30 protein-coding genes are annotated in these 25,348 nt (G+C 69.0%); 29 read left to right on the top strand and 1 reads right to left on the bottom strand.

Translation table 11 applies throughout. The features are described from left to right. The first annotated feature begins 131 nt into the window (after window positions 1-131). The 28 genes from tuf to E4V99_RS03785 all read left to right on the top strand — a co-directional run bounded on the left by tuf (window position 132) and on the right by E4V99_RS03785 (window position 23,723). Window positions 132-1,325 carry an elongation factor Tu gene (gene tuf / locus E4V99_RS03920; protein WP_135063311.1) on the top strand — a complete coding sequence of 398 codons (1,194 nt, stop codon included), beginning with the start codon at window positions 132-134 and terminating at the stop codon, window positions 1,323-1,325. A 245-nt stretch (window positions 1,326-1,570) separates the two neighbouring features. After that, the gene (locus E4V99_RS03915) at window positions 1,571-2,116 is read left to right on the top strand and encodes a hypothetical protein (protein ID WP_135063313.1); all 546 of its coding nucleotides are present in this window, start codon (window positions 1,571-1,573) and stop codon (window positions 2,114-2,116) included. A 109-nt stretch (window positions 2,117-2,225) separates the two neighbouring features. Beyond that, on the top strand, window positions 2,226-2,507 hold the full coding sequence (locus E4V99_RS03910) for a hypothetical protein (protein WP_135063315.1): 282 nt from the start codon (window positions 2,226-2,228) through the stop codon (window positions 2,505-2,507). A 296-nt stretch (window positions 2,508-2,803) separates the two neighbouring features. After that, the gene (locus E4V99_RS03905; RefSeq protein WP_135116488.1) at window positions 2,804-10,246 is read left to right on the top strand and encodes a DUF11 domain-containing protein; all 7,443 of its coding nucleotides are present in this window, start codon (window positions 2,804-2,806) and stop codon (window positions 10,244-10,246) included. A 382-nt stretch (window positions 10,247-10,628) separates the two neighbouring features. Next, window positions 10,629-10,937, top strand: coding sequence for a 30S ribosomal protein S10 (gene rpsJ, locus E4V99_RS03900; protein WP_045246810.1), 309 nt, complete (start codon window positions 10,629-10,631; stop codon window positions 10,935-10,937). Between the two features lie 8 nt (window positions 10,938-10,945). Further along, window positions 10,946-11,605, top strand: a complete 660-nt coding sequence (gene rplC / locus E4V99_RS03895) for a 50S ribosomal protein L3 (protein WP_135063319.1) — start codon at window positions 10,946-10,948, stop codon at window positions 11,603-11,605. A 5-nt stretch (window positions 11,606-11,610) separates the two neighbouring features. After that, window positions 11,611-12,276: a 50S ribosomal protein L4 gene (gene rplD / locus E4V99_RS03890; RefSeq protein ID WP_135063321.1), complete on the top strand. Its 666-nt coding sequence runs from the start codon at window positions 11,611-11,613 to the stop codon at window positions 12,274-12,276. Next, window positions 12,273-12,572, top strand: a complete 300-nt coding sequence (gene rplW, locus E4V99_RS03885) for a 50S ribosomal protein L23 (protein ID WP_135063323.1) — start codon at window positions 12,273-12,275, stop codon at window positions 12,570-12,572. The genes rplD and rplW overlap by 4 nt, the downstream gene beginning before the upstream one ends. Window positions 12,573-12,597: 25 nt before the next feature. Beyond that, on the top strand, window positions 12,598-13,437 hold the full coding sequence (gene rplB / locus E4V99_RS03880; RefSeq protein WP_135063325.1) for a 50S ribosomal protein L2: 840 nt from the start codon (window positions 12,598-12,600) through the stop codon (window positions 13,435-13,437). Window positions 13,438-13,450: 13 nt separating this feature from the next. Then, complete coding sequence (gene rpsS, locus E4V99_RS03875) at window positions 13,451-13,732, top strand: 30S ribosomal protein S19 (RefSeq protein WP_135063327.1); 282 nt, start codon at window positions 13,451-13,453, stop codon at window positions 13,730-13,732. A 24-nt stretch (window positions 13,733-13,756) separates the two neighbouring features. Beyond that, window positions 13,757-14,164, top strand: coding sequence for a 50S ribosomal protein L22 (rplV, locus tag E4V99_RS03870; RefSeq protein ID WP_135063329.1), 408 nt, complete (start codon window positions 13,757-13,759; stop codon window positions 14,162-14,164). Then, complete coding sequence (gene rpsC / locus E4V99_RS03865) at window positions 14,164-14,934, top strand: 30S ribosomal protein S3 (protein WP_135063331.1); 771 nt, start codon at window positions 14,164-14,166, stop codon at window positions 14,932-14,934. The genes rplV and rpsC overlap by 1 nt, the downstream gene beginning before the upstream one ends. Then, window positions 14,934-15,353, top strand: a complete 420-nt coding sequence (gene rplP / locus E4V99_RS03860) for a 50S ribosomal protein L16 (RefSeq protein WP_105673694.1) — start codon at window positions 14,934-14,936, stop codon at window positions 15,351-15,353. Before rpsC ends, rplP begins: the two co-directional genes overlap by 1 nt. Then, window positions 15,353-15,670 carry a 50S ribosomal protein L29 gene (rpmC, locus tag E4V99_RS18705; protein ID WP_135063333.1) on the top strand — a complete coding sequence of 106 codons (318 nt, stop codon included), beginning with the start codon at window positions 15,353-15,355 and terminating at the stop codon, window positions 15,668-15,670. The genes rplP and rpmC overlap by 1 nt, the downstream gene beginning before the upstream one ends. Further along, window positions 15,670-16,005, top strand: a complete 336-nt coding sequence (rpsQ, locus tag E4V99_RS18700; protein ID WP_276321926.1) for a 30S ribosomal protein S17 — start codon at window positions 15,670-15,672, stop codon at window positions 16,003-16,005. The genes rpmC and rpsQ overlap by 1 nt, the downstream gene beginning before the upstream one ends. Window positions 16,006-16,009: 4 nt before the next feature. Then, window positions 16,010-16,378: a 50S ribosomal protein L14 gene (rplN, locus tag E4V99_RS03845; protein ID WP_055833708.1), complete on the top strand. Its 369-nt coding sequence runs from the start codon at window positions 16,010-16,012 to the stop codon at window positions 16,376-16,378. Between the two features lie 2 nt (window positions 16,379-16,380). Continuing rightward, complete coding sequence (rplX, locus tag E4V99_RS03840) at window positions 16,381-16,740, top strand: 50S ribosomal protein L24 (RefSeq protein WP_135063335.1); 360 nt, start codon at window positions 16,381-16,383, stop codon at window positions 16,738-16,740. A gap of 2 nt (window positions 16,741-16,742) precedes the next feature. Next, a complete protein-coding gene (rplE, locus tag E4V99_RS03835; RefSeq protein WP_135063337.1) occupies window positions 16,743-17,333 on the top strand; it encodes a 50S ribosomal protein L5 in 591 nt (196 codons plus the stop codon). Between the two features lie 73 nt (window positions 17,334-17,406). Beyond that, a complete protein-coding gene (rpsH, locus tag E4V99_RS03830) occupies window positions 17,407-17,805 on the top strand; it encodes a 30S ribosomal protein S8 (protein WP_135063339.1) in 399 nt (132 codons plus the stop codon). Window positions 17,806-17,811: 6 nt separating this feature from the next. After that, entirely contained in the window at window positions 17,812-18,348 is a 537-nt protein-coding gene (gene rplF / locus E4V99_RS03825; protein ID WP_135063341.1) for a 50S ribosomal protein L6, read from the top strand. A 2-nt stretch (window positions 18,349-18,350) separates the two neighbouring features. Next, a complete protein-coding gene (gene rplR / locus E4V99_RS03820) occupies window positions 18,351-18,710 on the top strand; it encodes a 50S ribosomal protein L18 (protein ID WP_135063343.1) in 360 nt (119 codons plus the stop codon). Beyond that, a complete protein-coding gene (rpsE, locus tag E4V99_RS03815; protein WP_135116487.1) occupies window positions 18,707-19,411 on the top strand; it encodes a 30S ribosomal protein S5 in 705 nt (234 codons plus the stop codon). Before rplR ends, rpsE begins: the two co-directional genes overlap by 4 nt. Then, window positions 19,411-19,596, top strand: coding sequence for a 50S ribosomal protein L30 (gene rpmD, locus E4V99_RS03810; protein WP_135063347.1), 186 nt, complete (start codon window positions 19,411-19,413; stop codon window positions 19,594-19,596). Before rpsE ends, rpmD begins: the two co-directional genes overlap by 1 nt. Then, window positions 19,596-20,153 (top strand): 50S ribosomal protein L15, encoded by a 558-nt coding sequence (gene rplO / locus E4V99_RS03805; protein WP_135063349.1) that lies wholly within the window; start codon window positions 19,596-19,598, stop codon window positions 20,151-20,153. Before rpmD ends, rplO begins: the two co-directional genes overlap by 1 nt. 108 nt (window positions 20,154-20,261) lie before the next feature. Continuing rightward, window positions 20,262-21,584: a preprotein translocase subunit SecY gene (gene secY / locus E4V99_RS03800; protein ID WP_135063351.1), complete on the top strand. Its 1,323-nt coding sequence runs from the start codon at window positions 20,262-20,264 to the stop codon at window positions 21,582-21,584. Beyond that, entirely contained in the window at window positions 21,584-22,186 is a 603-nt protein-coding gene (locus tag E4V99_RS03795) for an adenylate kinase (protein ID WP_187270412.1), read from the top strand. Before secY ends, E4V99_RS03795 begins: the two co-directional genes overlap by 1 nt. Window position 22,187: 1 nt before the next feature. Next, complete coding sequence (gene map / locus E4V99_RS03790; RefSeq protein WP_135063353.1) at window positions 22,188-23,030, top strand: type I methionyl aminopeptidase; 843 nt, start codon at window positions 22,188-22,190, stop codon at window positions 23,028-23,030. Between the two features lie 3 nt (window positions 23,031-23,033). Continuing rightward, entirely contained in the window at window positions 23,034-23,723 is a 690-nt protein-coding gene (locus E4V99_RS03785) for a thioredoxin domain-containing protein (RefSeq protein ID WP_135063355.1), read from the top strand. A 68-nt stretch (window positions 23,724-23,791) separates the two neighbouring features. On the opposite strand, the gene E4V99_RS03780 is transcribed toward E4V99_RS03785, so the two are convergent. After that, window positions 23,792-24,766, bottom strand: coding sequence for a hypothetical protein (locus tag E4V99_RS03780; protein WP_135116486.1), 975 nt, complete (start codon window positions 24,764-24,766; stop codon window positions 23,792-23,794). Between the two features lie 341 nt (window positions 24,767-25,107). Between E4V99_RS03780 and infA the strand changes: the two genes are divergently transcribed. Then, the gene (gene infA, locus E4V99_RS03775; RefSeq protein WP_017201569.1) at window positions 25,108-25,329 is read left to right on the top strand and encodes a translation initiation factor IF-1; all 222 of its coding nucleotides are present in this window, start codon (window positions 25,108-25,110) and stop codon (window positions 25,327-25,329) included. The last annotated feature ends 19 nt before the right edge of the window (window positions 25,330-25,348 follow it).

The raw sequence follows: 25,348 nt of genomic DNA, 5'->3' as shown, positions 1-25,348 counted from the left end.
CCGCCCCGCGGGGGTCCCCGCATCCAGCAAACTCAATACCGACTCTCTAGTAATCTGAGAACCAACCCCGTAGCTGACCGGTCGCAACCCAGTGCCCGGAACCTCTACACGAACGTCCTGAGGAGGACCCAGTGGCTAAGGCCAAGTTCGAGCGCACCAAGCCGCACGTGAACATCGGAACGATCGGTCACGTCGACCACGGCAAGACCACGCTCACCGCCGCGATCTCCAAGGTGCTCGCCGACAAGTACCCGTCGGCCACCAACGTCCAGCGCGACTTCGCGTCGATCGACTCGGCGCCGGAAGAGCGCCAGCGCGGTATCACCATCAACATCTCGCACGTCGAGTACGAGACCCCCAAGCGTCACTACGCCCACGTCGACGCCCCGGGCCACGCTGACTACATCAAGAACATGATCACCGGTGCCGCTCAGATGGACGGCGCGATCCTCGTGGTCGCGGCGACCGACGGCCCGATGGCCCAGACCCGTGAGCACGTCCTGCTCGCCAAGCAGGTCGGCGTGCCGTACCTGCTGGTCGCCCTGAACAAGGCCGACATGGTCGACGACGAGGAGATCCTGGAGCTCGTCGAGCTCGAGGTCCGCGAGCTGCTCTCCAGCCAGGACTTCGACGGCGACAACGCTCCCGTCGTGCGCGTCTCGGGCCTGAAGGCTCTCGAGGGCGACGAGAAGTGGGTCAACTCGATCGTCGAGCTCATGGAGGCCGTCGACGAGTCCATCCCCGACCCGGTGCGTGACAAGGACAAGCCGTTCCTCATGCCCATCGAGGACGTCTTCACCATCACCGGCCGTGGCACGGTCGTCACCGGTCGCGCCGAGCGCGGCACGCTCGCGATCAACTCCGAGGTCGAGATCGTCGGCATCCGCCCGACGCAGAAGACCACGGTCACCGGTATCGAGATGTTCCACAAGCAGCTCGACGAGGCGTGGGCCGGCGAGAACTGCGGTCTGCTCCTTCGCGGCACCAAGCGTGACGACGTCGAGCGCGGCCAGGTCGTCGTCAAGCCCGGCTCGGTCACCCCTCACACGAACTTCGAGGGCACCGCGTACATCCTGTCCAAGGACGAGGGTGGGCGTCACAACCCGTTCTTCACGAACTACCGCCCGCAGTTCTACTTCCGTACCACGGACGTGACCGGCGTCATCACGCTGCCTGAGGGCACCGAGATGGTCATGCCCGGTGACACCACCGAAATGTCGGTCGAGCTCATCCAGCCGATCGCCATGGAAGAGGGCCTCGGCTTCGCGATCCGTGAGGGTGGCCGCACCGTCGGCGCCGGCACGGTGACGAAGATCCTCAAGTAAGTCCTCGGACTTTCCGACTCAGGGGTCGGGCCTTCGGGCCCGGCCCCTTCGTCGTTTTCCGGACTCGTGTGTTACGGGCGGATGAAGACTTCGCCGAGGGAGGACGACTTCAGTTGTGTATTTCCTTTGAATGCCGATAGCCTGGCGAGACATCGCGGGAGAAGGTGCCAGTTTCCCCCGCTGCTCGATCCCCAGGTCGATGCCCCCTGTCCTCGTCCCCCCGACCCCACCATCGGAGAACACGAATGAAGAACGTTCGCGCCAAGTTCGCAGCCGTCGTTATCGCGGCCGCCGCCCTCGTCGCCATGCCCGTCGCCGCATCCGCAGCGACCAACGACTACAGCCCGGCCGTCCCGCCGGCAGAGGTCGTCGCGGTTACGCCCGGCGAGCCCGCTCCGGTCACCTTCACCGGATTCGCGCCGTCGGAGACCGTCACCTTCACCCTGACGGGTGAGGGAATCGGCGCCGGCAACCTCGCTCTGGTCAAGGCCGCCCCCACCTCCACCTCGGTGCAGAAGACGGCCACGGCCGCCGGCGCGGCCACCGCCACTGTCACGCTGCCGGCCAACGCCACGGGCAGCTACTCGCTCACCTCGGACAGCGCTTCGACTGCGCAGCAGACCATCACCATCACGGTCGCCGGTGAGGGTGATGGGTCGGCCCTTCCCCCCACCGGTTTCGACGCCGCGTCGATGACCGGTGTGTGGATCGGTGGCGGCGCGCTGCTGGCCGCCGGTATCGCCGTCACGAGCGTCGCGATGATCCGTCGTCGCCAGGCCGAGCAGGCGTAACGCTTCACCTTTCCACGAAGGCCCCCGTCCACGGACGGGGGCCTTCGTCGTTTCCCCACCGCGGGTTCGGCCTCTCCTCCCCCGCACGATCGTCGACGTCATCCGGGTCGTGTCGGTCGAGGCCGCCGTCGCATACTTCGACGCGACGCTGCGCACCGTCGCCTGGCACCGACACGGGCAGTACGATCTCACCGCCGCCGAAGCCTTCCGCGCCGGCATCCATGCGCGTCTGGATGCCATGCCGGGGGCCCGCGGCATCCGGCAGGCTCGATTCGTCACCGACTTCGCGGACGGGCGGGCGCAGCTGCCGGGGGAGAGCGTGTCGCGTGGCCTGTGCTCCGTCGCTTCGGCGAGTTCGACGGCGAGGGCAAGTACCTCGACCCGACGATGACCCGTGGACTCTCCGTCCGCGAAGTCCTGCGCGCCCAGCGCACCCGGGAGAGCGAGTTGTGCGCGGCGACGGGCTGGACGCCCGTGCGGTGGGGGAGCGAGCGCGCCAGAGTGCACCCAATTCGGGCCCCTTTCGCCGGGATGATGCACTTTCGGCGGGCGGGGCTTAGGGCCCGGACCGCTGCGGCCTGCCGGGCGGCGGGACGTAGGTCCCTTCCCGCCCGGAGAGCGCCGGGTCTACGTTCGGGCTCACCAGCGGGTGCCGGTCAGCCGTTGCGATGCGTTCACGAGGTGGTCATGAGCAGAAGAAGACTCGCCCTGCGGCACCGGTGGTACGGCGGCGCAGTGGCCGCCCTCCTCACCGGGGTGCTGGTGTTCACGGGTGCGGGCTCGCCCGCCCTCGCCGCCGTCGCGGAGCCCTCCGCGCCGTCGGAGTCCGCCGCATCCGTCCCGCCGGAGCAGGACCCGGCGCCGCCGGCACAGGACCCGCCGCAGCAGGAGCCGGCCGAGCCCACGCAGCCCCCGGCGCCCCCCGCCCCCGAGACGCCGGTCGCCCCGCCCGCCGAGGTACCTGCCGCCCCGACCAGCGAGCCGGCTCCGCCGACGGACGACCCGAGCACCGAACCCACCACCGCGCCGACCCCCGCCGCCCCTGAGCCCACCGAAGAGCCCGCGGATGTCGGCGTCCTCGCCGTGCCCCAACCCGGCGCCACGACAGCCGTCATCACCGTGAAGGTCGGCTCCGATCGCGTCGGCGTCACCGGAGTGTCGAACCTGGCCGGTGTCGTCCTGCTGCTGAACGAGGGCGGCGCCGGCGGACCCAACGGCACGCGCCCCGACGGTGTGGCCGGCACCGGGGAGGGGTGGGCCAGGTGCGTCTCGGATGCCGCGGGCGACTGCTCCTTCATCGTCCCCAACACAGGCCTCGGGCCCTTCGGGTTCCCCCAGGCCAACCGCGACGACCGGTACTGGGTCGTCCAGGCCAGCGTCCCCGACGGGTACTACGCCAATCCGTCGCTGCGCACCGGACCCGGCACCGGAGGCGGTGCGGCCACCGCATACCAGTTCCGCACGGGCAACCAGCTGCGCGCCGGCAACGTCTACAGCTCGCAGAACGCGAGCGACTTCATGCTGTCGTCGGGCTCGCAGGCCACGGCCTCCGGAGGCATCTGGCAGCAGTCGCGCAACAACGCGCCGCTGGATGTCTCGTGCGGCCTGGACGTCGCACTGATCCTCGACCTGTCCGGGTCGGTCGGCTCCGATCTCGCGCAGTTGAAGAGCGCGGCAAACACCTTCGTGGACTCCCTCCAGGGCACCCCCTCCCGCATGTCGCTGTTCTCCTTCTCCACCGTGTCGCCGGCAGAGGGCGCCAGCGCGAACTTCCCGAGCCTGACCTCCGTGGCCACCGCGACGCAGGCGGATGCCTTCAAGAACCGGTACGCGGGCTGGACGGCGGTGGGCGGCACGAACTGGGACCGCGGACTCGGCGTGGCCGCCGCGGCGAACACCGCGGCGAACAACTTCGACCTCGCCGTCATCATCACTGACGGCGACCCGACGTTCTACAACCAGCCGCAGCAGGGGCCCGGCAACTTCAACCGCTTCCGCGAGACGGAGAACGGCATCTTTTCCGCCAACGCGCTGAAGGCGGGACCGGCGGGCGGATCCCCCACGCGGCTCATCGCCTTCGGCGTCGGTGACGGCGCGAGCGGCACGGCCACGGCCCTGAACCTTCGCGCGATCTCCGGTCCGGTCGCCTATGACGGCTCCAACGGCGCGTCGGCCGACTATTACCAGACGGCCGACTACGCCGGGGTGGGGCGGGACCTGCGCAGCCTCGCGCTGGGCACCTGCGAGGGAACCCTGAACGTCACCAAGCAGATCGTCCCGCAATCCGCTCCCGCCGGCTCGATAGAGGGGGCCACGCCCGCCGGCGCCGGCTGGCAGTTCACCAGCGAGATCGGCACGGCCGGGGTCACGACGCCCGAGCCGGTCCGGACGACGACCGCGGATGCCACGGGCACCGTCAGCTTCCCGCTGCAGTTCCCCGGCGGCACGGATGCCGCCTCGGTCACCGTCACCGAGGCCCAGCAGCCCGGATTCACGCTCCAGCCCGTCGACGGGCAGAACGCCGTCTGCACGAATCTGAACACCGGTGATCCGGTCGTGCCCACCGGCTCGCCCACCGACGGCTTCACCGTCACCGTGCCCAGCACGCAGGCGGTCAACTGCACCGTCTACAACCGTGCCCCCAGCCCGGAAGCCGACATCACGGTGACGAAGAACTGGGTCGTGAACGGTGTCGCGTACGCCGAGGGCGCCCAGCCCGGAGGCCTGTCCGCGCAGCTGCAGCTCACCGGTCCCGACGACGCCGCCGCGAGCAACCAGGGGTGGGGCGTGACCCGGTCGGGGTACGCGCAGGGCGACACCGTGACGGTCACCGAGCAGGTCTCCCTGATCGATACGACGCTGTGCACCGACGACGCGGTGGTGACGAGCCTCAACGGGGCCGCCGTGGACATCCCCCTGGGCACGGGGTACGACCTCACGCTCTCCCAGGCGCAGAACACCGCGACGATCACCAACACCGTCACATGCGAGAGCCGGCTGACCCTCGCCAAGGAGGTCGACGGCGGCGACGCCGACCCGACGAGCTGGACACTGAACGCGTCGTTCCTGGCCGGCGCGCCGGTCGAAGAAGGGCTCCCCGGGTTCTCCGGCGTCGACGGTGCCCCCGGCACGACGTCGCAGCCGGTCACCCCCAATGCCCGCTATCAGTTGTTCGAGTCCGGTGGCGACGCGCGGTACATCCAGGTCGACGAGCGCACGGACCTGCAGAGCAATCCGCAGTCGACCGGATCGGCGACGTGCATCCGCGTCGACGAGAACGGTGACCCCTACCCGAACAGCGGATATTCCGACGGCATCAACGGCGGCGTGAACGTGCCGCTGGGTTACCGCGTGCAGTGCACCTTCGTCAACCAGGACGCCCAGCTCACCCTCCTGAAGACCGTGGTCAACGACGACGGCGGCTCCGCCACGGCAGACGAATGGGATCTGACCGCCACCCCGGCGACCCTGGCGGGTCTGACCCCCACCACCGTCGCCGGTTCCGAGGAGGTGGTGGCGGAGAGCATCATCCAGCTGCGCCCCGACCACGTGTACACCCTCACCGAGTCGACCGTCGAGGGGTACGAGTTCTCGCGCCTGCAGCAGCGCGTGGGCGAGGAGTGGGTGGACGTCGAGGCCAACCCCGATCCGGCCGGCTACCCGCGGCAGAACGCCGACGGAGACTGGGAGGTCACGGTGCCCGCGCTCGGCGCACCGGTGTACCGCTTCGTCAACGACGACATCGCCCCCACCCTCACCCTGGAGAAGGAGGTCGTCAGCGACAGCGGCGGCACCGCGGCCCCCACGGACTGGACGCTCACGGCGACGACCGCGGATGGTCCGAACCTCAGCGGCCCGACGGGAACGTCGGGGGAGGTCGCCGCAGGCGCTGTGTACACGATCGGTGAGACGGGCCCGGACGGATACGACTGGACGGACCTGACCTGCACCGGCTATCCCGACACGACGAGGGCCGCTCCGGAGCTGACCCTCCAGCCCGGCGACGCGGTCACGTGCACCCTGACCAACGACGACGTCATCGTCCCGGTGACGATCGAGAAGTCCGACGGCGCCGTGGCGCAGGCGGCGGGCGGGGTGTGGACCATCCGGTACCCGGTCGTCGTCACCAACACCAGCAGCACCCTGCCCACGACGTATTCGCTCACCGACGTGCCCGGCTTCGACGCCAGCTTCACCGTCCTCACGCAGGGCTGGGAGGGCGCGCCCGATGTGACCGACGTGCCGCTGGAGGCCGGCGGCACGGACGAGTACACGTACGTGATCACGGCCGAGGTGAACCGCACGCCGGTCGACGCGTCGGCACTGGAGTGCTCGCCGACGACCGGCGGCGGGTTCTTCAACACCGCCGAGGCGGCGTACCCCGGCGGCGAGGCGAGCGACACCGGATGCGCAGTCCCGGCCGCCCCGACCGTCGAGAAGATCGCGCAGCCCTCGGTGCAGGACCTCGCCACCGGCGCGTGGACGCTCAGCTATCGGATCGCCGTGGCCAACCCCAGCGACATCGAGCTGACGTACGACCTCACCGACATCGCCGGGCCCCTCCCGGCCGGAGTGTCCGGCGGGCAGTGGACGGCCTCCGATCCCGTCGCCGTCGGCGGCGGCACCTTCGTGCGCAGCCCCGACCCGGTGGGAGACGGCCCGCTGGCCACCGGCACGCTCCCGCCGGGGGCCACGCACACCTACACCCTCTCGCGCACCGTGACGGTGGCGGCATCCGTTCCCGACGAGGCGCTCACGTGCGGCGCGGTCGTGGGCGAGGGTGGCGGAGTGTGGAACACCGCGACCGTCACCAACGGGATCGCAGAGCCCTCCTCGTCCGACTGCGCGGAGGTCGAGCGGCCCGACGCCGACGTCACCAAGACGGTGACCTCCACGGTCCAGCTCGCCGACGGCACGTGGCAGATCACGTACGACATCGCGGTGGCGAACTCCTCCGAGACCCTCGCGGCCGTCTACAGCCTCGACGACGCGCTGCAGTTCGGCGGCGACATCACGGTCGACGGCGCCACATGGACGGGCCCTACCGGCACGGGCGACTTCGCCGCCGACGGCACGGCGACTCTCGCGACCGATCGCGCGCTGGCCCCAGGGACGACCGAGACGTACACCGTCGTGGCACAGGCCACCATCGACGCGGCCGCCTGGGAGGGCGGCGACCTCGCGTGCGAGGGGACGACGGCCGGCGGGTTCCTGAACACCGCGACCGTCACCGTCGCCGGTGAGCAGGTCCCCGCCTCCGACTGCGCGGAGCCGGCCCTGCCGACGATCGAGAAAGTCGGCGTCGCGGCGACCCAGGACCCGGCGGACCCCGAGCGGTGGACCGTGACGTACGACGTCACCGTGACCTCGGGCGGGTTCGACACGTTCTACTCGCTGGCGGACACGCCGGGCTTCCCCACGGGCATCGAACCGGTCACCGGCACCGCGCAGCGGACCGACCTCGCCGGCCAGCCGGTGCTTCCGGTGACCCCGGGGACGGAGTTCGTCACCGGGGTCGAGCTGGCCGCCGGTGCCACGCACGTGTACCGCGTGACGTGGGTCGTGCAGCTGACCGACGCTTACAGCGAAGACGACGCCGCCTGCACCGGCGAGCCGGGGAGCGGGTTCTTCAACGCCGCGCAGCTGGGGGTGGGTGACATCCCCATCGATGCCACCGACTGCATCCCCGTCGACGAGCGGGTGTACCCGTCCGTCGCGAAGACGGTGACGAGCACCGAGCAGGATCCGGAGACGGGCCTGTGGACCATCCTCTACGACCTCGAGGTGACCCTGCCCCCGGTCGGCGAAGACAACCCGAAGGGCCTGTCCGCGGCGTACGACCTCACCGACACGCTCGACTTCGGCGACGGCATCGACATCCGCAGCGCCTCGTGGTCTGGACAGTCCTCGGGCGACTTCACGTTCTCGCCCGACCCGGCGGTGCTCGCCTCCGGCACGGCGATCGGCCCCGGGGTCACGCACACCTACACCGTGCGCGTCGTGGCCGCCGTCACCGCCGCCGCCGTGGAGGGCGGCACGACCGTCTGCCTGCCCGACGGGGCGGGCGGGTTCCTCAACACCGCTCAACTGACCTCGGCGAGCGTCGAGACCGATGTGCGCGCGTGCGCCGAGCCGGTCTTCCCGGAGATCGAGAAGACGGCTGTCGGCGACGCGGTGCTCGACCCCGACACGGGGCTATGGACCGTCGTCTACGACATCGCGGTGCGCTACCCGGCGAGCACCGCCGACCCGCTTCCGACGCTCGCGTACGTCCTCACCGACGTCCCCGACCTGCCAGACGGCGTGGAACTGGCCGGTGAATGGACGGCGGAGGCCGGCACGACCGACACCCCCGCACCCGACGCCCCCTCGTGGGACGGCACCGGCACGTGGACGATCGTGAACGGCACCTTCGATCCTGCCGCCGATGAGGTGCGGGAGCACCTGTTCACCATCACGGCGCAGGTGCGCGCCACCGCGACGCCGACCGGCGAGCCGGTGCAGTGCGGCGACGTCGAGGCGCCCGGCGTCCCCATCGCCAACACCGCGACCGTGGTGTCGGGCGGGTACAGCGCCGACGACGACGCGTGCGAGCTCGTGCCCTTCGACGACGTCGGCATCACCAAGACCACCGACGGCGTCGAGGGCCCCCTGGAAGCAGGCGACGCGTTCGACTACGTGCTCACCGTGACGAACAACGGCATCGTGGATGCGACGGACGTGCGCGTCGCCGACCCCGTACCGAGCCGCCTCACCGTCACCGCGATCGACCTCTCCGCGGCCCCGGGCTGGTCGAACGACAACGCGCCCGCGCTCGTGGACGCGGACAACGCCGTGGCGCTGAGCGCGGCCAGGCTGGCGCCGGGTGCGAGCGTGCAGATCCGCCTCTCGGTCACCGTGAACGCGCTGCCCGCGCCGCCCGTCGTCGCCCTCGGTCCGGATGACCCCGCCCCGACTCCCGAGCTGCCCGAGAGCATCCTCGTCAACGAGGCGTGCGTGACGGCGGTCGGGGACAGCGATCCCAGCAACGACTGCGACGACATCACGGTCCAGACCCGCGACATCGCTGCGGCGCTGTTCACGCGCTGCGTGACGGACGTGCCCAGCGTCGGCTTCACGCTGGTGAAGACCGGTGACCTCGTGGACGAGCCGCTCGAGCTGTCGTGGACGCCGGATGGCGCCAGCCCGGTCACCGACCCCGCCTCGGTCGAGCGGTCCTATCCCGGCGGATCGACGAGCCACGCGGACGAGTTCCCGTGGGTGGGTGTGCGCACCACTCCCGCCGGTGTCGGCATCGACAACGCCGGTCTGCGGCCGCTGCGCGCGTCGGACTACGCCCCTGGTGGCGGGTACTACCTCCCCGGGACCACCACGGTCATGACACCGGAGCAGCAGGCGCAGTTCGTCGTGAACGGGCTCATCCTCGACCCCGGCGAGGCCGACTTCGCGTGGCGCGGTCCGAGCACCCTGACCCTCACCGTGAACCCCGCCCTGACGTTCCAGATCCCCGAGATGCCCGCCGGCGGCGACTGCGCCGCCGCCCGCCACTCCGACGTGCGCATCGAGAAGACGGCCGCCCTCGAGCGGACGGCGCCGGGCGGCTCCTTCACCTACCGGCTGGAGGCCGTCAACGTCAGCACCGACTCCGCCGCCGAGGGCGTCGTCGTCACCGACGCGATCCCCGCCGAGATCCGCGTCACCGACGTGAGCTGGCCCGGGCAGGGCGACGCCGAGGCGTTCCCGAACTGGCGGACCTGCGCGGTGACCGGCCAGAACGCCGCCGGATACGGCGGGACGCTGCGGTGCGAGCTGTTCGGACCGCTGCATCCGGCCGGGTCGGGCCTCGGAGCATCCGGCGCACCGCCGATCACGCTCGCCGCCACCGTCGATCCCGGCGTCGGCTCGACCACCATCCGCAACGTGGCAGTGGTCGACTCCCACACCTTCGGCGACCCCGGCGACGCGGGCCGCGACAGCGACGACGCGGCCGTGCGGGTATCGTTGCTACCGCCCACGGGAGGCGGGCCGCTCGCGGCCTTCGTCCTGCTCGGTGTGCTGGCACTGGCCGGGGGAGCGACCGCTCTGACCGTGCGGCGCCGTCCGCGCGAGGACGTCGCGGCGGGTTCGTGACCCGGGGCCCGGGTCGCGACACGCCCGGGTTTGCGACACGCCCGGGCTGCACGTAGACTAGTTCAGTTCCACATTCCGAGTGCCGCCGCGTGCGTGCGCTCCGGATCACTGCCAGGGCTGTGCATAGGCAGCGCGCAAGCGCGAGACCTAGGCCGCGGGCAGCAGAACAACACACCGACCCCCTCTGCTCCCTCCGGAGCCGTGCGTCCGCGCGCGGGGAGGACGGGCCGGATGCGCAGGCGTCCGGTTTGACAGCAGAACAGCGGTGCAGCATCGCCCGAAAGGGCGCCGAAGTGCCCGGCGCGCAAGCGCCATGGTGCGTCCAATGCCCGTGTTCCGAATGAACACAGCGGTAAGACGCGAGAAAGAGAGTGAGCAGACAATGGCGGGACAGAAGATCCGCATTCGCCTGAAGTCGTACGATCACGCCGGACTGGATTCGTCCGCGCGCAAGATCGTCGACACCGTGACCCGCGCCGGCGCCACCGTCGTCGGCCCCGTGCCGCTGCCGACCGAGAAGAACGTCGTCGTCGTCATCCGGTCGCCCCACAAGTACAAGGACAGCCGCGAGCACTTCGAGATGCGCACCCACAAGCGCCTCATCGACATCATCGACCCGACGCCCAAGGCCGTCGACTCGCTCATGCGTCTCGACCTGCCCGCCGACGTCAACATCGAGATCAAGCTCTGAGGTCCGACATGGCTGATATCAACTCCAAGGTTTCGAAGGGCCTGCTGGGCACCAAGCTCGGCATGACCCAGGTCTGGGACGAGAACGGCAAGCTCGTTCCCGTCACCGTCATCGAGGTCGCTCCGAACGTCGTCACCCAGGTGCGCACGCCGGAGAAGGACGGCTACAACGCCGTCCAGATCGCGTACGGGCAGATCGACCCCCGCAAGGTGAACAAGCCGCTCACCGCCCACTTCGAGGCGGCCGGCGTCACCCCTCGCCGCCACCTCACCGAGGTCCGCACCGCGGATGCTGCTGACTACTCACTCGGTCAGGAGCTCACCGTGGACGGCCTCTTCGAGGCGGGCCAGCTGGTCGACGTCGTCGGCACCAGCAAGGGCAAGGGCACCGCGGGTGTCATGAAGCGCCACAACTTCAAGGGCGTCTCCGCCTCGCACGGTGCGCACCGCAACCACCGCAAGCCCGGTTCGATCGGCGCATCGTCGACCCCGAGCCGCGTGTTCAAGGGCATGCGCATGGCCGGCCGTATGGGTGGCGAGCGCGTGACCGTCCTCAACCTCAAGGTGCACGCCGTCGACGCCGAGAAGGGTCTGCTGCTCGTCAAGGGCGCCGTCCCCGGCGCGCGCGGCCGCATCGTCTACGTCCGCAACGCAGTGAAGGGTGCCTGATCTCCATGGCTGACTCGACTCTCGCGCTCGACGTCGTGAAGGCAGACGGCGGAAAGGCCGGCTCCGTGGAGCTGCCCGCCGCTCTGTTCGACGTCAAGACGAACATTCCGCTCATCCACCAGGTCGTCGTCGCGCAGCGCGCGGCGGCTCGCCAGGGCACGCACTCGACCAAGCGTCGCGGCGAGGTCTCCGGCGCCGGCCGCAAGCCCTTCAAGCAGAAGGGCACGGGTAACGCCCGTCAGGGCTCGATCCGCGCGCCGCACATGACCGGCGGTGGCATCGTGCACGGCCCGAAGCCCCGCGACTACGGCCAGCGCACCCCCAAGAAGATGATCGCCGCCGCGCTCCTGGGCGCGCTGAGCGACCGCGCACGCGGCGACCGTCTCCACGTCGTGGACTCGTTCGGCATCGAGGGCGCGCCCTCCACCAAGGCGGCGGCCGCCGTGCTGTCGGCTCTCGCCCCGACGAAGAAGAACGTCCTCGTCGTGATCGAGCGCGGTGACGAACTGACCGTCAAGAGCGTGCGCAACCTCGCGTACGTGCACGTGCTCACGTTCGACCAGCTCAACGCCTACGACGTGCTCGTCTCCGACGACATCGTCTTCACCAAGGCCGCCTACGACGCGTTCGTCGCGTCCAAGGCCGGCGCAACCCAGGAGGTGTCGGCATGACCACCGTCAACAAGGATCCGCGCGACGTCATCCTCAAGCCGGTCGTCTCGGAGAAGAGCTACGGGCTCATCGACGAGGGCAAGTACACGTTCTACGTGGACAGCCGCGCGACCAAGACCGAGATCAAGCTCGCCATCGAGAAGATCTTCGGCGTCAAGGTGGCCGCGGTCAACACGCTCAACCGTGTCGGCAAGGCCCGCCGCACCCGCTTCGGGATGGGAAAGCGCAAGGACACCAAGCGCGCGATCGTCACCCTGAAGTCGGGCACCATCGACATCTTCACGGCAGTCGGCTGACGGTCGGGACAGAAGGACTCCAACTATGGCTATTCGCAAGTACAAGCCCACGACCCCCGGTCGCCGCGGCTCGTCGGTGGCCGACTTCGCCGAGATCACCCGATCGACGCCTGAGAAGTCGCTGCTGCGCCCGCTGTCCAAGACCGGTGGCCGCAACAACCAGGGCCGCATCACGACGCGTCACATCGGTGGCGGTCACAAGCGCCAGTACCGTCTGATCGACTTCCGTCGCAATGACAAGGACGGCGTCGACGCCAAGGTCGCGCACATCGAGTACGACCCCAACCGCACCGCGCGCATCGCGCTCCTGCACTACGTGGACGGCGAGAAGCGCTACATCCTCGCGCCGAACAAGCTGAAGCAGGGCGATGTCGTGGAGTCGGGTGCCGGCGCCGACATCAAGCCCGGCAACAACCTGCCGCTGCGCAACATCCCCACCGGTACGGTCGTGCACGCGATCGAGCTCCGCCCCGGCGGCGGTGCGAAGATGGCCCGTTCGGCCGGCGCCTCGGTGCGTCTGGTCGCCAAGGACGGCCCGTACGCGCAGCTGCGTCTCCCCTCGGGCGAGATCCGCAACGTCGATGCGCGCTGCCGCGCGACCATCGGCGAGGTCGGCAACGCCGAGCAGTCGAACATCAACTGGGGCAAGGCCGGCCGCAAGCGGTGGAAGGGCGTGCGCCCGACCGTCCGCGGTGTCGCCATGAACCCGGTCGACCACCCGCACGGTGGTGGTGAGGGTAAGACCTCCGGTGGACGTCACCCGGTGACGCCGTGGGGTCAGCCTGAGGGCCGCACCCGCCACGCCAACAAGGAAAGCGACAAGCTGATCGTCCGCCGTCGCACGGCCGGCAAGAAGCGCAAGTAGGTAGGAACAGAAGATGCCACGCAGTCTTAAGAAGGGCCCCTTCGTCGACGAGCACCTGCTTCGCAAGGTCGTGTCGCAGAACGAAGCGGGATCCAAGAACGTCATCAAGACCTGGTCGCGACGCTCGATGATCATCCCGGCGATGCTGGGTCACACGATCGCCGTGCACGACGGTCGCAAGCACATCCCTGTGTTCGTGACCGAGACCATGGTCGGCCACAAGCTGGGCGAGTTCGCGCCCACCCGCACCTTCCGCGGCCACGTGAAGGACGACAAGAAGGGCCGCCGCCGCTGACGCGGAGGCGAAGAGGAGAGAGAAATGGTGGAGTCCATCGCACGCGTGCGACACATCCGCGTGACCCCTCAGAAGGCTCGTCGTGTCGTCGCGCTCATCAAGGGCAAGCAGGCTCAGGAGGCCCTGGCCATCCTGAAGTTCGCGCCGCAGGGCGCCAGCGAGCCCATCTACAAGCTCGTCGCCTCGGCGATGGCGAACGCTCGCGTCACGGCCGACAAGGAGAACGAATTCCTGGATGACGCCGACCTGTACGTGTCCAACGCGTACGTCGACGAGGGCACGACGCTGAAGCGTTTCCAGCCCCGCGCACAGGGCCGCGCGTTCCAGATCAAGAAGCGCACGAGCCACATCACGGTCGTGCTCTCGACGCCGGAGACCGCTGACGCTCCGACGAGCTCGGCGACCGGCACGAAGAAGAAGGCGAGCAAGTAATGGGCCAGAAAGTAAACCCGTACGGCTTCCGCCTCGGCATCACCACTGACCACGTGTCGCGGTGGTTCTCCGACTCGACGAAGCCCGGACAGCGCTACGCCGACTACGTGGCCGAGGACATCAAGATCCGCAACCTGCTGAAGAAGCAGCTCGACCGCGCCGGCGTCTCGAACATCGAGATCGAGCGCACCCGTGACCGCGTCCGCGTCGACATCCACACCGCCCGCCCGGGCATCGTGATCGGTCGCCGCGGTGCCGAGGCCGAGCGCATCCGCTCCGACCTCGAGAAGCTCACCGGCAAGCAGATCCAGCTCAACATCCTCGAGGTCAAGAACCCCGAGGCCGACGCCCAGCTCGTGGCACAGGGCATCGCCGAGCAGCTCTCCGCCCGCGTGGCCTTCCGTCGCGCGATGCGCAAGGGTCTGCAGGGTGCTCAGCGCGCCGGCGCCAAGGGCGTCCGCGTCCAGGTCTCCGGCCGCCTCGGCGGCGCCGAGATGAGCCGGTCGGAGTTCTACCGCGAAGGTCGTGTGCCGCTGCACACCCTCCGCGCGAACATCGACTACGGCTTCTACGAGGCCAAGACCACCTTCGGCCGCATCGGCGTGAAGGTCTGGATCTACAAGGGTGATCTCACCAACAAGGAGCTCGCACGCGAGCAGGCCAACGCGCCCAAGTCCCGCGGTCGCGACGACCGTGGCGACCGCGGCGACCGTCGCCCGCCGCGCGGCCCCCGTAACGAGGCCCCCGTGGCAGAAGGAGCGTCGGCGTAATGCTCATCCCCCGCAAGGTCAAGTACCGCAAGCAGCACCACCCGGGTCGCTCCGGGCAGGCCACCGGCGGCACGAAGGTCTCCTTCGGCGAGTTCGGCATCCAGGCCCTGACGCCCGCGTACGTGACGAACCGTCAGATCGAGTCCGCTCGTATCGCGATGACCCGTCACATCAAGCGTGGCGGCAAGGTGTGGATCAACATCTACCCCGACCGACCGCTCACCAAGAAGCCGGCCGAAACCCGCATGGGTTCCGGTAAGGGTTCGCCCGAGTGGTGGGTCGCCAATGTCAAGCCGGGCCGCGTCCTGTTCGAGGTCGCGGGCGTCAGCGAGGAACTCGCTCGTGAGGCGCTGACCCGTGCCATCCACAAGCTGCCCCTGAAGGCACGCATCATCAAGCGCGAGGAGGGCGACGCGTAATGGCGATCGGCACCAAGACGCTCGCACCCAGCGAGCTCGACACGTTCGAAGACTCCCGCCTGGTCGAGGAGCTCCGCAAGGCCAAGGAAGAGCTGTTCAACCTGCGCTTCCAGTCGGCCACCGGCCAGCTCGAGAGCCACGGCCGCATCCGCGCCGTCAAGCGCGACATCGCGCGCCTGTACACCGTGATCCGCGAGCGCGAGCTCGGGATCAGGGCCACGCCGGCGCCGGTCGAGGCCGCCCCCAAGGCGAAGAAGTCCACGAAGGCCAAGAAGGCGGCCCCCGCCGACGAGGCCGTGAAGGAAGAGGCTGAGTGATGGCCACCACCAAGAAGACCGCCGAGGTCGCCGACCAGGCCACCGGGCACGAGAGCGCCGCGCACGATGTGCGCGACGTCGACGCCCGCGGATACCGCAAGGCGCGCCGCGGCTACGTCGTGAGCGACAAGATGGACAAGACGATCGTCGTCGAGGTCGAGGACCGCGTGAAGCACCCTCTCTACGGCAAGGTCATCCGTCGCACCTCCAAGGTGAAGGCGCACGACGAGGCGAACGCGGCCGGCATCGGCGACCTCGTCCTCATCAACGAGACCCGTCCGCTCAGCGCCACCAAGCGCTGGCGCCTGGTCGAGATTCTCGAAAAGGCCAAGTGATCGCATGATTCAGAACGAATCCCGACTGAAGGTCGCCGACAACACCGGCGCGAAGGAGCTGCTCACCATCCGTGTGCTCGGCGGCTCCAACCGCCGTTACGCGGGCCTGGGCGACGTCATCGTCGCGACAGTCAAGGACGCCATCCCCGGCGGAAACGTCAAGAAGGGCGACGTCGTGAAAGCGGTCGTCGTGCGCGTCGTCAAGCAGACCCGTCGTCCCGACGGTTCCTACATCAAGTTCGACGAGAACGCCGCCGTGATCCTGAAGAGCGACGGGGAGCCCCGCGGCACCCGCATCTTCGGTCCCGTCGGTCGTGAGCTTCGCGACAAGAAGTTCATGAAGATCGTCTCGCTCGCCCCGGAGGTCATTTGATCATGGCGAAGATCAAGAAGGGCGACCTGGTTCAGGTCATCTCGGGCGCCAAGCCCGAGCGCGGCGGAGATCGCGGTAAGCAGGGCAAGGTCCTCGAGGTCCTCGTCGAGCAGAACCGCGTGATCGTCGAAGGCGTGAACTACGTCACCAAGCACAACCGCGTGGGCCAGTCCCAGCGCGGCACCAAGACGGGCGGCATCGAGACCTTCGAAGCCCCCATCCACATCTCCAACGTCGCCCTCGTCGACCCCGAGACCAAGAAGCCGACCCGTGTCGGCCACCGGGTCGAGGAGCAGGTCAAGGATGGCGTCAAGCGCACGGTCCGCGTGCGCTACGCGAAGAAGTCAGGCAAGGACCTCTGAATATGAGCACCGCGACTGCCGCGGCGGCTGGCAAGATCCAGCCCCGCCTGAAGCAGAAGTACCGGAACGAGATCCAGCAGAAGCTGCAGGAGGAGTTCGGGTACACCAACGTCATGCAGATCCCCGGCCTGGTCAAGGTCGTGGTGAACACCGGCGTCGGCGAGGCCGCTCGTGACAGCAAGGTGATCGACGGCGCGATCGACGATCTCGTCAAGATCACCGGCCAGAAGCCGATCGTGACGAAGGCCCGCAAGTCCATCGCGCAGTTCAAGCTGCGCGAGGGTCAGGCCATCGGCGCGCACGTCACCCTCCGGGGCGACCGTGCGTGGGAGTTCATCGACCGCCTGGTGAACCTGGCGCTGCCGCGCATCCGCGACTTCCGCGGCCTGTCCGGCGACCAGTTCGACGGCAACGGCAACTACACGTTCGGTCTCCAGGAGCAGGCAGTGTTCCACGAGATCGACCAGGACCGCATCGACCGGGTCCGTGGTTTCGACATCACGATCGTCACGACCGCCAAGACCGATGAGGAAGGCCGTTCGCTGCTGCGTCAGCTGGGCTTCCCCTTCCGTTCCGAAGACGCGCAGGCGTAATACCCCACCCATTCATAGAAGGTCGTCTGTCGTGTAACGGCAGCCGAAACCTCATGATCGAAAGAAGCATCACATGACGATGACAGACCCGGTCGCAGATATGCTGACCCGTCTGCGCAACGCGAACTCGGCGCACCACGACACCGTGTCGCTGCCGAGCTCGAAGCTCAAGACCCACATCGCCGAGATCCTCCAGCAGGAGGGGTACATCGCGGGCTGGTCCGTCGAGGACGCCCGCGTCGGCCAGACCCTGACGCTCCAGCTGAAGTACGGCCCGAACCGCGAGCGGTCGATCGCCGGCATCAAGCGCGTCTCCAAGCCCGGCCTGCGCGTGTACGCACGCTCCACCGAGATCCCCACGGTTCTCGGCGGCCTGGGCGTGGCCATCCTTTCCACCTCCTCCGGTCTGCTCACAGACCGTCAGGCCGAGCAGAAGGGCGTGGGCGGGGAAGTCCTCGCCTACGTGTGGTGATCTGACATGTCGCGAATCGGACGTCTTCCCATCGACATCCCCGCCGGTGTCACCGTCACGGTGACCGGTTCGGATGTCGCCGTCAAGGGCCCCAAGGGCGAGCTGTCGCTCACCGTGGCGCGCCCCATCGAGGTCAAGGTCGAGGAGAACCAGGTTCTCGTCACCCGCCCCGACGACGAGCGCGAGTCGCGGTCGCTCCACGGCCTGACCCGCACGCTCATCGCCAACAACATCATCGGAGTCACCCAGGGCTACACCAAGGGCCTCGAAGTGGTCGGCACGGGTTACCGTGTCGCCCAGCGAGGCAGCTCGGTGGAGTTCGCCCTCGGGTTCTCCCACCCCGTGCTCGTCGACCCGCCCGCCGGGATCACCTTCACGGTCGAGGGCAACAACCGCCTCACCGTGAGCGGCATCGACAAGCAGGCCGTCGGTGAGGCGGCCGCCAACATCCGCAAGATCCGCAAGCCCGAGCCCTACAAGGGCAAGGGTGTGCGTTACGCGGGCGAGGTCGTCCGCCGCAAGGCCGGAAAGGCTGGTAAGTAAGCATGGCTGTGCAGTCGAAGTCCGTCGCACGTGCGCGACGCCACGCACGCCTTCGCAAGAAGGTCGTCGGCACCGAGGTCCGTCCTCGTCTTGTCGTGACCCGCTCGGCGCGCCACGTGTTCGTCCAGCTCGTAGACGACAGCAAGGGTCACACCGTGGCCTCCGCATCCACCCTCGAAACGGACCTGCGTGCGTTCGACGGTGACAAGACCGCCAAGGCGCGCAAGGTCGGCGAACTCGTCGCCGAGCGTGCGAAGGCCGCCGGCGTCACCGACGTCGTGTTCGATCGCGGTGGCAACCGGTACGCCGGTCGCGTCGCCGCCATCGCCGAGGGCGCCCGCGAAGGAGGGCTGAACCTGTGAGTGACAACAAGGAGACCGAAGTGACCGACGCGTCCCAGGCCGCACCGGCCACGGCCGAGACGGCCGCGGCCGGCACCGCCGACGCCAACCGCGAGCCTCGTGAGGCTCGCCGCGGCGGCCGCGAGCGCAACCCCAACCGTGGTGACCGCGGATCGCGCGACCGCAACGAGAGCCAGTTCCTCGAGCGCGTCGTGACGATCAACCGCGTGTCCAAGGTCGTCAAGGGCGGTCGCCGGTTCAGCTTCACGGCCCTCGTGGTCGTGGGCGACGGAAATGGCGTCGTCGGTGTCGGATACGGCAAGGCCCGCGAGGTGCCCCTGGCGATCTCGAAGGGCGTCGAAGAGGCGAAGCGCAACTTCTTCCGTGTTCCCCGCGTCGGCAACACCATCCCGCACCCCGTGCAGGGTGAGGCGGCCGCCGGCGTCGTGCTGCTGCGTCCCGCAGCCGCCGGTACCGGTGTCATCGCCGGTGGTCCGGTGCGTGCGGTGCTCGAGTGCGCCGGCATCCACGACATCCTGTCGAAGTCGCTCGGCTCGTCGAACACGATCAACATCGTGCACGCGACCGTCGCGGCGCTCAAGCAGCTCGAAGAGCCCCGTGCCGTGGCCGCGCGCCGTGGCCTGGAGTACGACGCTGTCGTCCCCGGCATCATCATCCGCAACGAGGCCAAGGCCGCCGCTGCGCAGAAGGCAGGTGTCTGATGGCGAGCCGACTGAAGGTGACCCAGATCAAGTCCAAGGTGAGCGAGAAGCAGAACCAGCGTGACACGCTGCGCAGCCTCGGTCTCAAGCGGATCGGCGACGCTGTCGTCCGTCCCGACGACGCGCAGACGCGCGGCTACGTCAAGACCGTCGCTCACCTCGTGAAGGTTGAGGAGATCGACTGATGGCTGACAACGACAACGTCGAGGCCGACAAGCCCGCGAAGAAGGCGCCCGCGCGCAAGCCCGCGGCAGCCAAGGCGAGCAAGCCCGCCGCCGCCAAGAACGCCGCTCCCGCGACGCGTCCCGGCGTGCTCAAGGTGCACCACCTGCGTCCGGTCCCCGGCGCGCACACCGCCAAGACCCGCGTGGGTCGTGGTGAGGGCTCGAAGGGTAAGACCTCCGGCCGTGGCACCAAGGGCACGAAGGCCCGCTACTCGGTGAAGGTCGGCTTCGAGGGTGGGCAGATGCCGCTGCACATGCGCACCCCGAAGCTGCGCGGGTTCAAGAACCCGTTCCGCGTGGAGTACCAGGTCGTGAACCTGGACAAGCTGGCCGAGCTGTACCCGGCCGGCGGCGACGTCACCGTGGGTGACCTCGTCGCCAAGGGTGCCGTGCGCAAGAACGAGAAGGTCAAGGTGCTCGGCACCGGCGACATCTCGGTGAAGCTGAACGTGACGGTCGACAAGGTCTCGGGTTCGGCCGAGCAGAAGATCGTCGCGGCGGGCGGCTCGGTCAACTGACCACGCCCCAACCGCAGAAGGGCCGGGAGGCGTAAGCCCCCGGCCCTTCTGGGTTACGCTGGTCGTCTGTGCGCCTCGGCGCGCCGGAACCGTTCTGGAGGAATCCACTTGTTCAGCGCCATTGCGCGGGTCTTCCGCACGCCTGATCTGCGACGCAAGATCGGCTTCACCCTGGGTGTGATCGCCATCTATCGGTTCGGTGCGCACATTCCGACGCCTTTCGTCGATTTCCCCAACGTCCAGTCCTGTCTCGCGCAGTCCGGCGGCACCGAGGGTCTGCTCTCGCTGGTGAACCTCTTCTCCGGCGGCGCCCTGCTGCAGCTGTCGATCTTCGCGCTGGGCGTGATGCCCTACATCACCGCGACGATCATCGTGCAGCTGCTGCGCGTCGTCATCCCGCACTTCGAGACCCTCTACAAGGAGGGCCAGTCCGGCCAGGCCCGCCTCACGCAGTACACCCGCTACCTCACGATCGCCCTCGCGCTGCTGCAGTCCACGACGCTCGTCACCGTCGCCCGCAGCGGCCAGCTGTTCGGCGTCACCGGCATCCCCGAGTGCGAGAACGTCCTCACCAACGACGTGTGGTGGGCGCAGCTGCTCATGATCATCACCATGACCGCCGGCACCGGCCTCATCATGTGGATGGCCGAGCTCGTCACCGAGCGCGGCGTCGGCAACGGCATGTCGATCCTCATCTTCACCTCCATCGCCGCGACCTTCCCCGCCGCGATGTGGGCGATCGCGCAGGCCCGCGGCTTCGAGGTGTTCCTCCTCGTGCTCGCCGTCGGCATCCTCGTGGTCGCGCTCGTGGTGTTCGTCGAACAGTCCCAGCGACGCATCCCGGTGCAGTACGCCAAGCGGATGGTGGGGCGGCGCACGTACGGCGGTACCAACACCTACATCCCCATCAAGGTCAACATGGCCGGTGTCGTGCCGGTCATCTTCGCCTCGTCGCTGCTGTACATCCCCGCCCTCATCGCCCAGTTCAACCAGCCGCAGGCCGGCGAGGAAGTGCCCGGCTGGGTCGCCTGGATCTCGCAGTACTTCACCACGGGCGATTCGCCGCTGTACATGCTGGTGTACTTCCTGCTGATCATCGGCTTCACGTACTTCTACGTCGCGATCACCTTCAACCCGGTGGATGTCGCCGACAACATGAAGCGCTACGGCGGGTTCATCCCCGGCATCCGCGCCGGCCGTCCCACCGCCGAATACCTCGACTACGTCCTCACCCGAATCACGCTGCCCGGCTCGATCTACCTGGGCCTCATCGCCCTCCTGCCGCTCATCGCCCTCGCGACGGTCGGTGCCAACCAGAACTTCCCGTTCGGTGGCGCCTCGATCCTCATCATCGTCGGCGTGGGCCTGGAGACGGTGAAGCAGATCGACGCCCAGCTGCAGCAGCGTCACTACGAAGGGCTCCTCCGCTGATGGCTCGTCCCCTCCGCCTCCTCATCGTCGGCCCGCAGGGTTCGGGCAAGGGCACCCAGGGTGCCCGCATCGCCGAGGCCTTCGGCATCCCCGTCGTCTCCACCGGCGACGTCTTCCGCGCCAACGTGGCCGGTGGCACCGAGCTGGGCCTGCAGGTCCAGGAGATCATCGACGCCGGCCGCCTGGTGCCCGACGAGCTCACCGGCGCCGTCGTGCGCGACCGGCTGTCGAAGGAGGATGCCGCCGACGGGTTCCTCCTCGACGGGTACCCGCGGAACATCAGCCAGGTGCGCAACCTCGACGAGTTCCTCGAGGGACGCAACGAGAGCCTCGACGCCGTGCTGGCACTGGTCGTGCCGCGCGACGAGTCGATGCAGCGCCTCCGCAAGCGCGCGCAGGAGCAAGGCCGCGCGGATGACACCGAAGAGGCCATCGCGCAGCGCCTGGCGATCTACGAATCCGAGACCGCGCCGATCCTCGGCATCTACGGAACGCGCGGCATCGTCGACGAGATCGACGGCGTCGGTTCGCTGGACGACGTGACCGAGCGCATCTTCGCCGCGCTCGAGGTGCGCGGCTTCGCGCGCTCCGCCGCGGTCTGACGTGGCCTTCCGCTCCTCCGCCTACAAGTCCGCCGCGCAGCTGCGGTCGATGATCGAGCCCGGGCTCATCACCGCCGCCGCGCTGGATGCCGTGCGCGCGATGATCGCGCCGGGCGTCACGACGCTCGACCTCGACGCCGAAGCATCCCGCGTCATCCGCTCCCGCGGCGCGCGCTCGAACTTCCAGCTCGTGCGCGGCTACCGCCACACCATTTGCGCCTCGGTCAACGAGCAGGTCGTGCACGGGATCCCCTCCGACCGTGCACTGCAGCCCGGCGACCTCGTGTCGATCGATGCCGGCGCCGAGCTGCGCGGCTGGAACGGCGACTCCGCGATCAGCGTCGTCGTGCCCGGCGACGCGCCGGCCGAGCTCGTCGCCGCCCGCCGGCGGCTGTCGGACGTCACCGAAGGCTCGCTGTGGGCCGGCATCGCGCGGCTCGCGACGGCGTCGCACCTGGGCGAGGTGGGCGCCGCGATCCAGGAGTACATCGAGGCGAACAGCCCGGCGACGGGAACGTACGGCATCCTGCGCGACTACGTCGGGCACGGCATCGGCCGCAAGATGCACGAGTCCCCGAGCGTGTTCAACTACCGCACGGCCGATCCGGGTGCCCCCGTGCGTCCGGGCCTCGCCGTCGCGATCGAGCCGATGGTCGTCGCGGGCGACCAGGAGACCTTCGTCGAGGACGACGGCTGGACGGTCTCCACCATCGACCGTTCAGACGGCTCACACTGGGAACATAGCGTCGCGGTGCACGATGGAGGCATCTGGGTACTCACGGCCCCCGACGGAGGCGCGGACAAGCTCGCGCCCTTCGGTGTGGTCCCGACGGAGATCGGATAGATCGTGGCGCAGCGCAAGGTCAACTGGTTCGCAATCGGCATCAGCATCGCCGTGGTGGTGGTGCTCATCGGCATCGGTGTCGCGGTGTGGTGGGGCAACGCCCTGGCCAACTCCGCCGGTGAGGCACCGGACAGCCCGGCGGTGGATGCATCCACCGGCGCCATCGCAGTGGGCGACGGTCCCGACACCGTCGACACGTACGTCGACTTCATGTGCCCCGCGTGCGCGTCGTTCGAGCAGGCGTACGGTCCTGCCCTCGCCGATCTCGCCGCCGACGGCACGATCACCCTCAACATCCACCCCGTCTCGATCCTCGACCGCGCCTCCGGCGGCACCGAGTACTCCACGCGGGCGGCGAACGCGGCCTACTGCGTCGCGGAGGACGACGCCGACAACGTGCTCCCCTTCGTGCAGGCGATGTACGCCAACCAGCCCAGCGAAGGCGGGACCGGCCTGACCGATGACGAGATCGTCGCGATCGCGCAGGGGGTCGGAGCATCCGACGACGTCGCCGAGTGCGTCAGCGACGGCACCTACAAGCGCTTCGTCGCCGCGATGACCCGCGAGACGCCGCTGCAGGAGGGCGCCTCCGGCGTCGCCACCCCGACGATCGTGGTCAACGGCGAGGTGCTCGCCAACCAGACCGACCTGACCGGCGACCCTCAGCGCGACATCGTCTCCCGCTTCAACTGATCGCCGAGACACCACTTTCCGGCTGAAGCACCAGGCGTCGCCTGGCGTCTCAGCCGGGAAGGGGTGTTTCAGCGCGAGCGGGGGTGGTGGCGCAGGGTCGCCAGCAGCGCGTGCTGCGGCGGGCGGACCGCCGGCACCCCAGCGATCCGCAGCTTGGCGTCCAACGGGGCCGCCTGCATGGCGTCGGCGTACTCCCACCGGGCGAAGCCCCCTTCGTGTCGCCGGAGCCGGTCCTCCCGGGCCTTCTCCTTGCGCAGGACGCGGGGATCCGCCGCATCCGGCCCCGACAGGTACTTCCCGAACCCGTCGGATTCGCCGATGACCCGCTGGTCGGGGAAGTAGAAGTCGCTGCGGTCCTCCACCCCTTCGTAGTGGTAGGTCTGCTGCAGGATCGGCTCCGGGAAGCCGCACCATTCGATGACGGCGCGGCTCACCGATTCGCCCACCGATTCCGCCCGGTCGTCGATCCGCGCGAAGGTCCACTCCAGCTGCGCACGACCGCGGCGGTTCGACTGCACCTCGGCGACCAGCCGCAGGTCGTCGGCGGTGCAGGGGTCGGCCGGATGGCGCGCGGCGGCATCGCCGACGGCGAGGGCGAACGCCGGCGGCAGGACCCGCAACAGATCCACAGCGGTGTCGGCGACCGATGTGACGATGAGGTCGCCCACCGTCATTGCGCGGCCATCGTCGCTCGCATGGATGCACACGTCGCCGTGCCGACGACCGCGGGCGCGGCCGATGTCGAAGACGTGGATGTCGCGGGGCTCGCCGAACACGGGCAGCCCGAGCAGCGCCGCGGCGGACTCGAGGCAGAAGACGGCGTCGGGATGGATGAGGCCGTAGGCGTGCACGCGGGCGAGATAGCGGTCCCACGGCGGCAGGGCGCTCCACTCGTCGGCACGCGCGTAGACGCCGGGCCGCACCCGCACGTGCGCGTTCGAGGCCCGCAGGCGGGTGCCCGTGAGGGACTCGTCGCGGACAGCGGAGAGGACGACCGGCGAGGGCCGCAGGACGCGGAGGGCGTGCGGATCGAGGAGCGACATGGCGCCATCCTCGTCCGCGGTGGACGAGCGGCCGGCCGCACGCACGATCTGTGGATCGATCGTCGGGTCCGCGGGCGGGGGAGGAGCGGCGCATCCGCTCGAAACACCACACTTCGGCTGAGACACCCGGCGACGCCGCGTGTTTCGGACGAGAAGTGGTGTCTCGGCGAAAAGCGGGCGGCGAGGGGAGCGGCGTGGGAGGGGCGGGGGCGGCGGTTTGCCGGGGGGCGCAATACCACGTATGATTGATCTTTGGTGCGTTGCGCCTTCATTGGCGTGTCACAGTACCGAATCCCCATCCACCGCAGACCGACCGGTCTGCAATGAGCGATAGCGAGTATATGGCGAAGAAAGACGGTGTCATCGAGATCGAAGGTGTCATCTCCGAGGCGCTGCCCAACGCGATGTTCCGCGTCGAGCTCAGCAACGGACACAAGGTGCTCGCCACGATCTCCGGCAAGATGCGGCAGAACTACATCCGCATCATCCCCGAGGACCGTGTCGTCGTGGAGCTCAGCCCCTACGACCTCACGCGGGGCCGGATCGTCTACCGCTACCGCTAGACCGGTCGAGAAGTAACGG

The sequence above is a fragment of the Microbacterium sp. dk485 genome (assembly GCF_004570445.1).
GTDB lineage: Bacteria > Actinomycetota > Actinomycetes > Actinomycetales > Microbacteriaceae > Microbacterium > Microbacterium wangchenii.
Note: the sequence above shows the minus strand (reverse complement) of the source record. Positions and strands in the feature narration are given on the sequence as shown.

Coding starts and splice junctions, on each gene's coding strand:
- rplB (WP_135063325.1), top strand. CDS start 12,598: ATGGCTATTCGCAAGTACAAGCCCACGACCCCCGGTCGCCGCGGCTCG.
- infA (WP_017201569.1), top strand. CDS start 25,108: ATGGCGAAGAAAGACGGTGTCATCGAGATCGAAGGTGTCATCTCCGAG.
- rplD (WP_135063321.1), top strand. CDS start 11,611: ATGGCTGACTCGACTCTCGCGCTCGACGTCGTGAAGGCAGACGGCGGA.
- rplW (WP_135063323.1), top strand. CDS start 12,273: ATGACCACCGTCAACAAGGATCCGCGCGACGTCATCCTCAAGCCGGTC.
- rpsS (WP_135063327.1), top strand. CDS start 13,451: ATGCCACGCAGTCTTAAGAAGGGCCCCTTCGTCGACGAGCACCTGCTT.
- rpsQ (WP_276321926.1), top strand. CDS start 15,670: ATGGCCACCACCAAGAAGACCGCCGAGGTCGCCGACCAGGCCACCGGG.
- rplN (WP_055833708.1), top strand. CDS start 16,010: ATGATTCAGAACGAATCCCGACTGAAGGTCGCCGACAACACCGGCGCG.
- rpmD (WP_135063347.1), top strand. CDS start 19,411: ATGGCGAGCCGACTGAAGGTGACCCAGATCAAGTCCAAGGTGAGCGAG.
- E4V99_RS03795 (WP_187270412.1), top strand. CDS start 21,584: ATGGCTCGTCCCCTCCGCCTCCTCATCGTCGGCCCGCAGGGTTCGGGC.
- rplP (WP_105673694.1), top strand. CDS start 14,934: ATGCTCATCCCCCGCAAGGTCAAGTACCGCAAGCAGCACCACCCGGGT.
- rplO (WP_135063349.1), top strand. CDS start 19,596: ATGGCTGACAACGACAACGTCGAGGCCGACAAGCCCGCGAAGAAGGCG.
- rplE (WP_135063337.1), top strand. CDS start 16,743: ATGAGCACCGCGACTGCCGCGGCGGCTGGCAAGATCCAGCCCCGCCTG.
- rplX (WP_135063335.1), top strand. CDS start 16,381: ATGGCGAAGATCAAGAAGGGCGACCTGGTTCAGGTCATCTCGGGCGCC.
- rplC (WP_135063319.1), top strand. CDS start 10,946: ATGGCTGATATCAACTCCAAGGTTTCGAAGGGCCTGCTGGGCACCAAG.
- rplR (WP_135063343.1), top strand. CDS start 18,351: ATGGCTGTGCAGTCGAAGTCCGTCGCACGTGCGCGACGCCACGCACGC.
- rpsC (WP_135063331.1), top strand. CDS start 14,164: ATGGGCCAGAAAGTAAACCCGTACGGCTTCCGCCTCGGCATCACCACT.
- E4V99_RS03905 (WP_135116488.1), top strand. CDS start 2,804: ATGAGCAGAAGAAGACTCGCCCTGCGGCACCGGTGGTACGGCGGCGCA.
- rpmC (WP_135063333.1), top strand. CDS start 15,353: ATGGCGATCGGCACCAAGACGCTCGCACCCAGCGAGCTCGACACGTTC.
- E4V99_RS03915 (WP_135063313.1), top strand. CDS start 1,571: ATGAAGAACGTTCGCGCCAAGTTCGCAGCCGTCGTTATCGCGGCCGCC.
- rplV (WP_135063329.1), top strand. CDS start 13,757: ATGGTGGAGTCCATCGCACGCGTGCGACACATCCGCGTGACCCCTCAG.
- rplF (WP_135063341.1), top strand. CDS start 17,812: ATGTCGCGAATCGGACGTCTTCCCATCGACATCCCCGCCGGTGTCACC.
- rpsH (WP_135063339.1), top strand. CDS start 17,407: ATGACGATGACAGACCCGGTCGCAGATATGCTGACCCGTCTGCGCAAC.
- E4V99_RS03780 (WP_135116486.1), bottom strand. CDS start 24,766: ATGTCGCTCCTCGATCCGCACGCCCTCCGCGTCCTGCGGCCCTCGCCG.
- rpsJ (WP_045246810.1), top strand. CDS start 10,629: ATGGCGGGACAGAAGATCCGCATTCGCCTGAAGTCGTACGATCACGCC.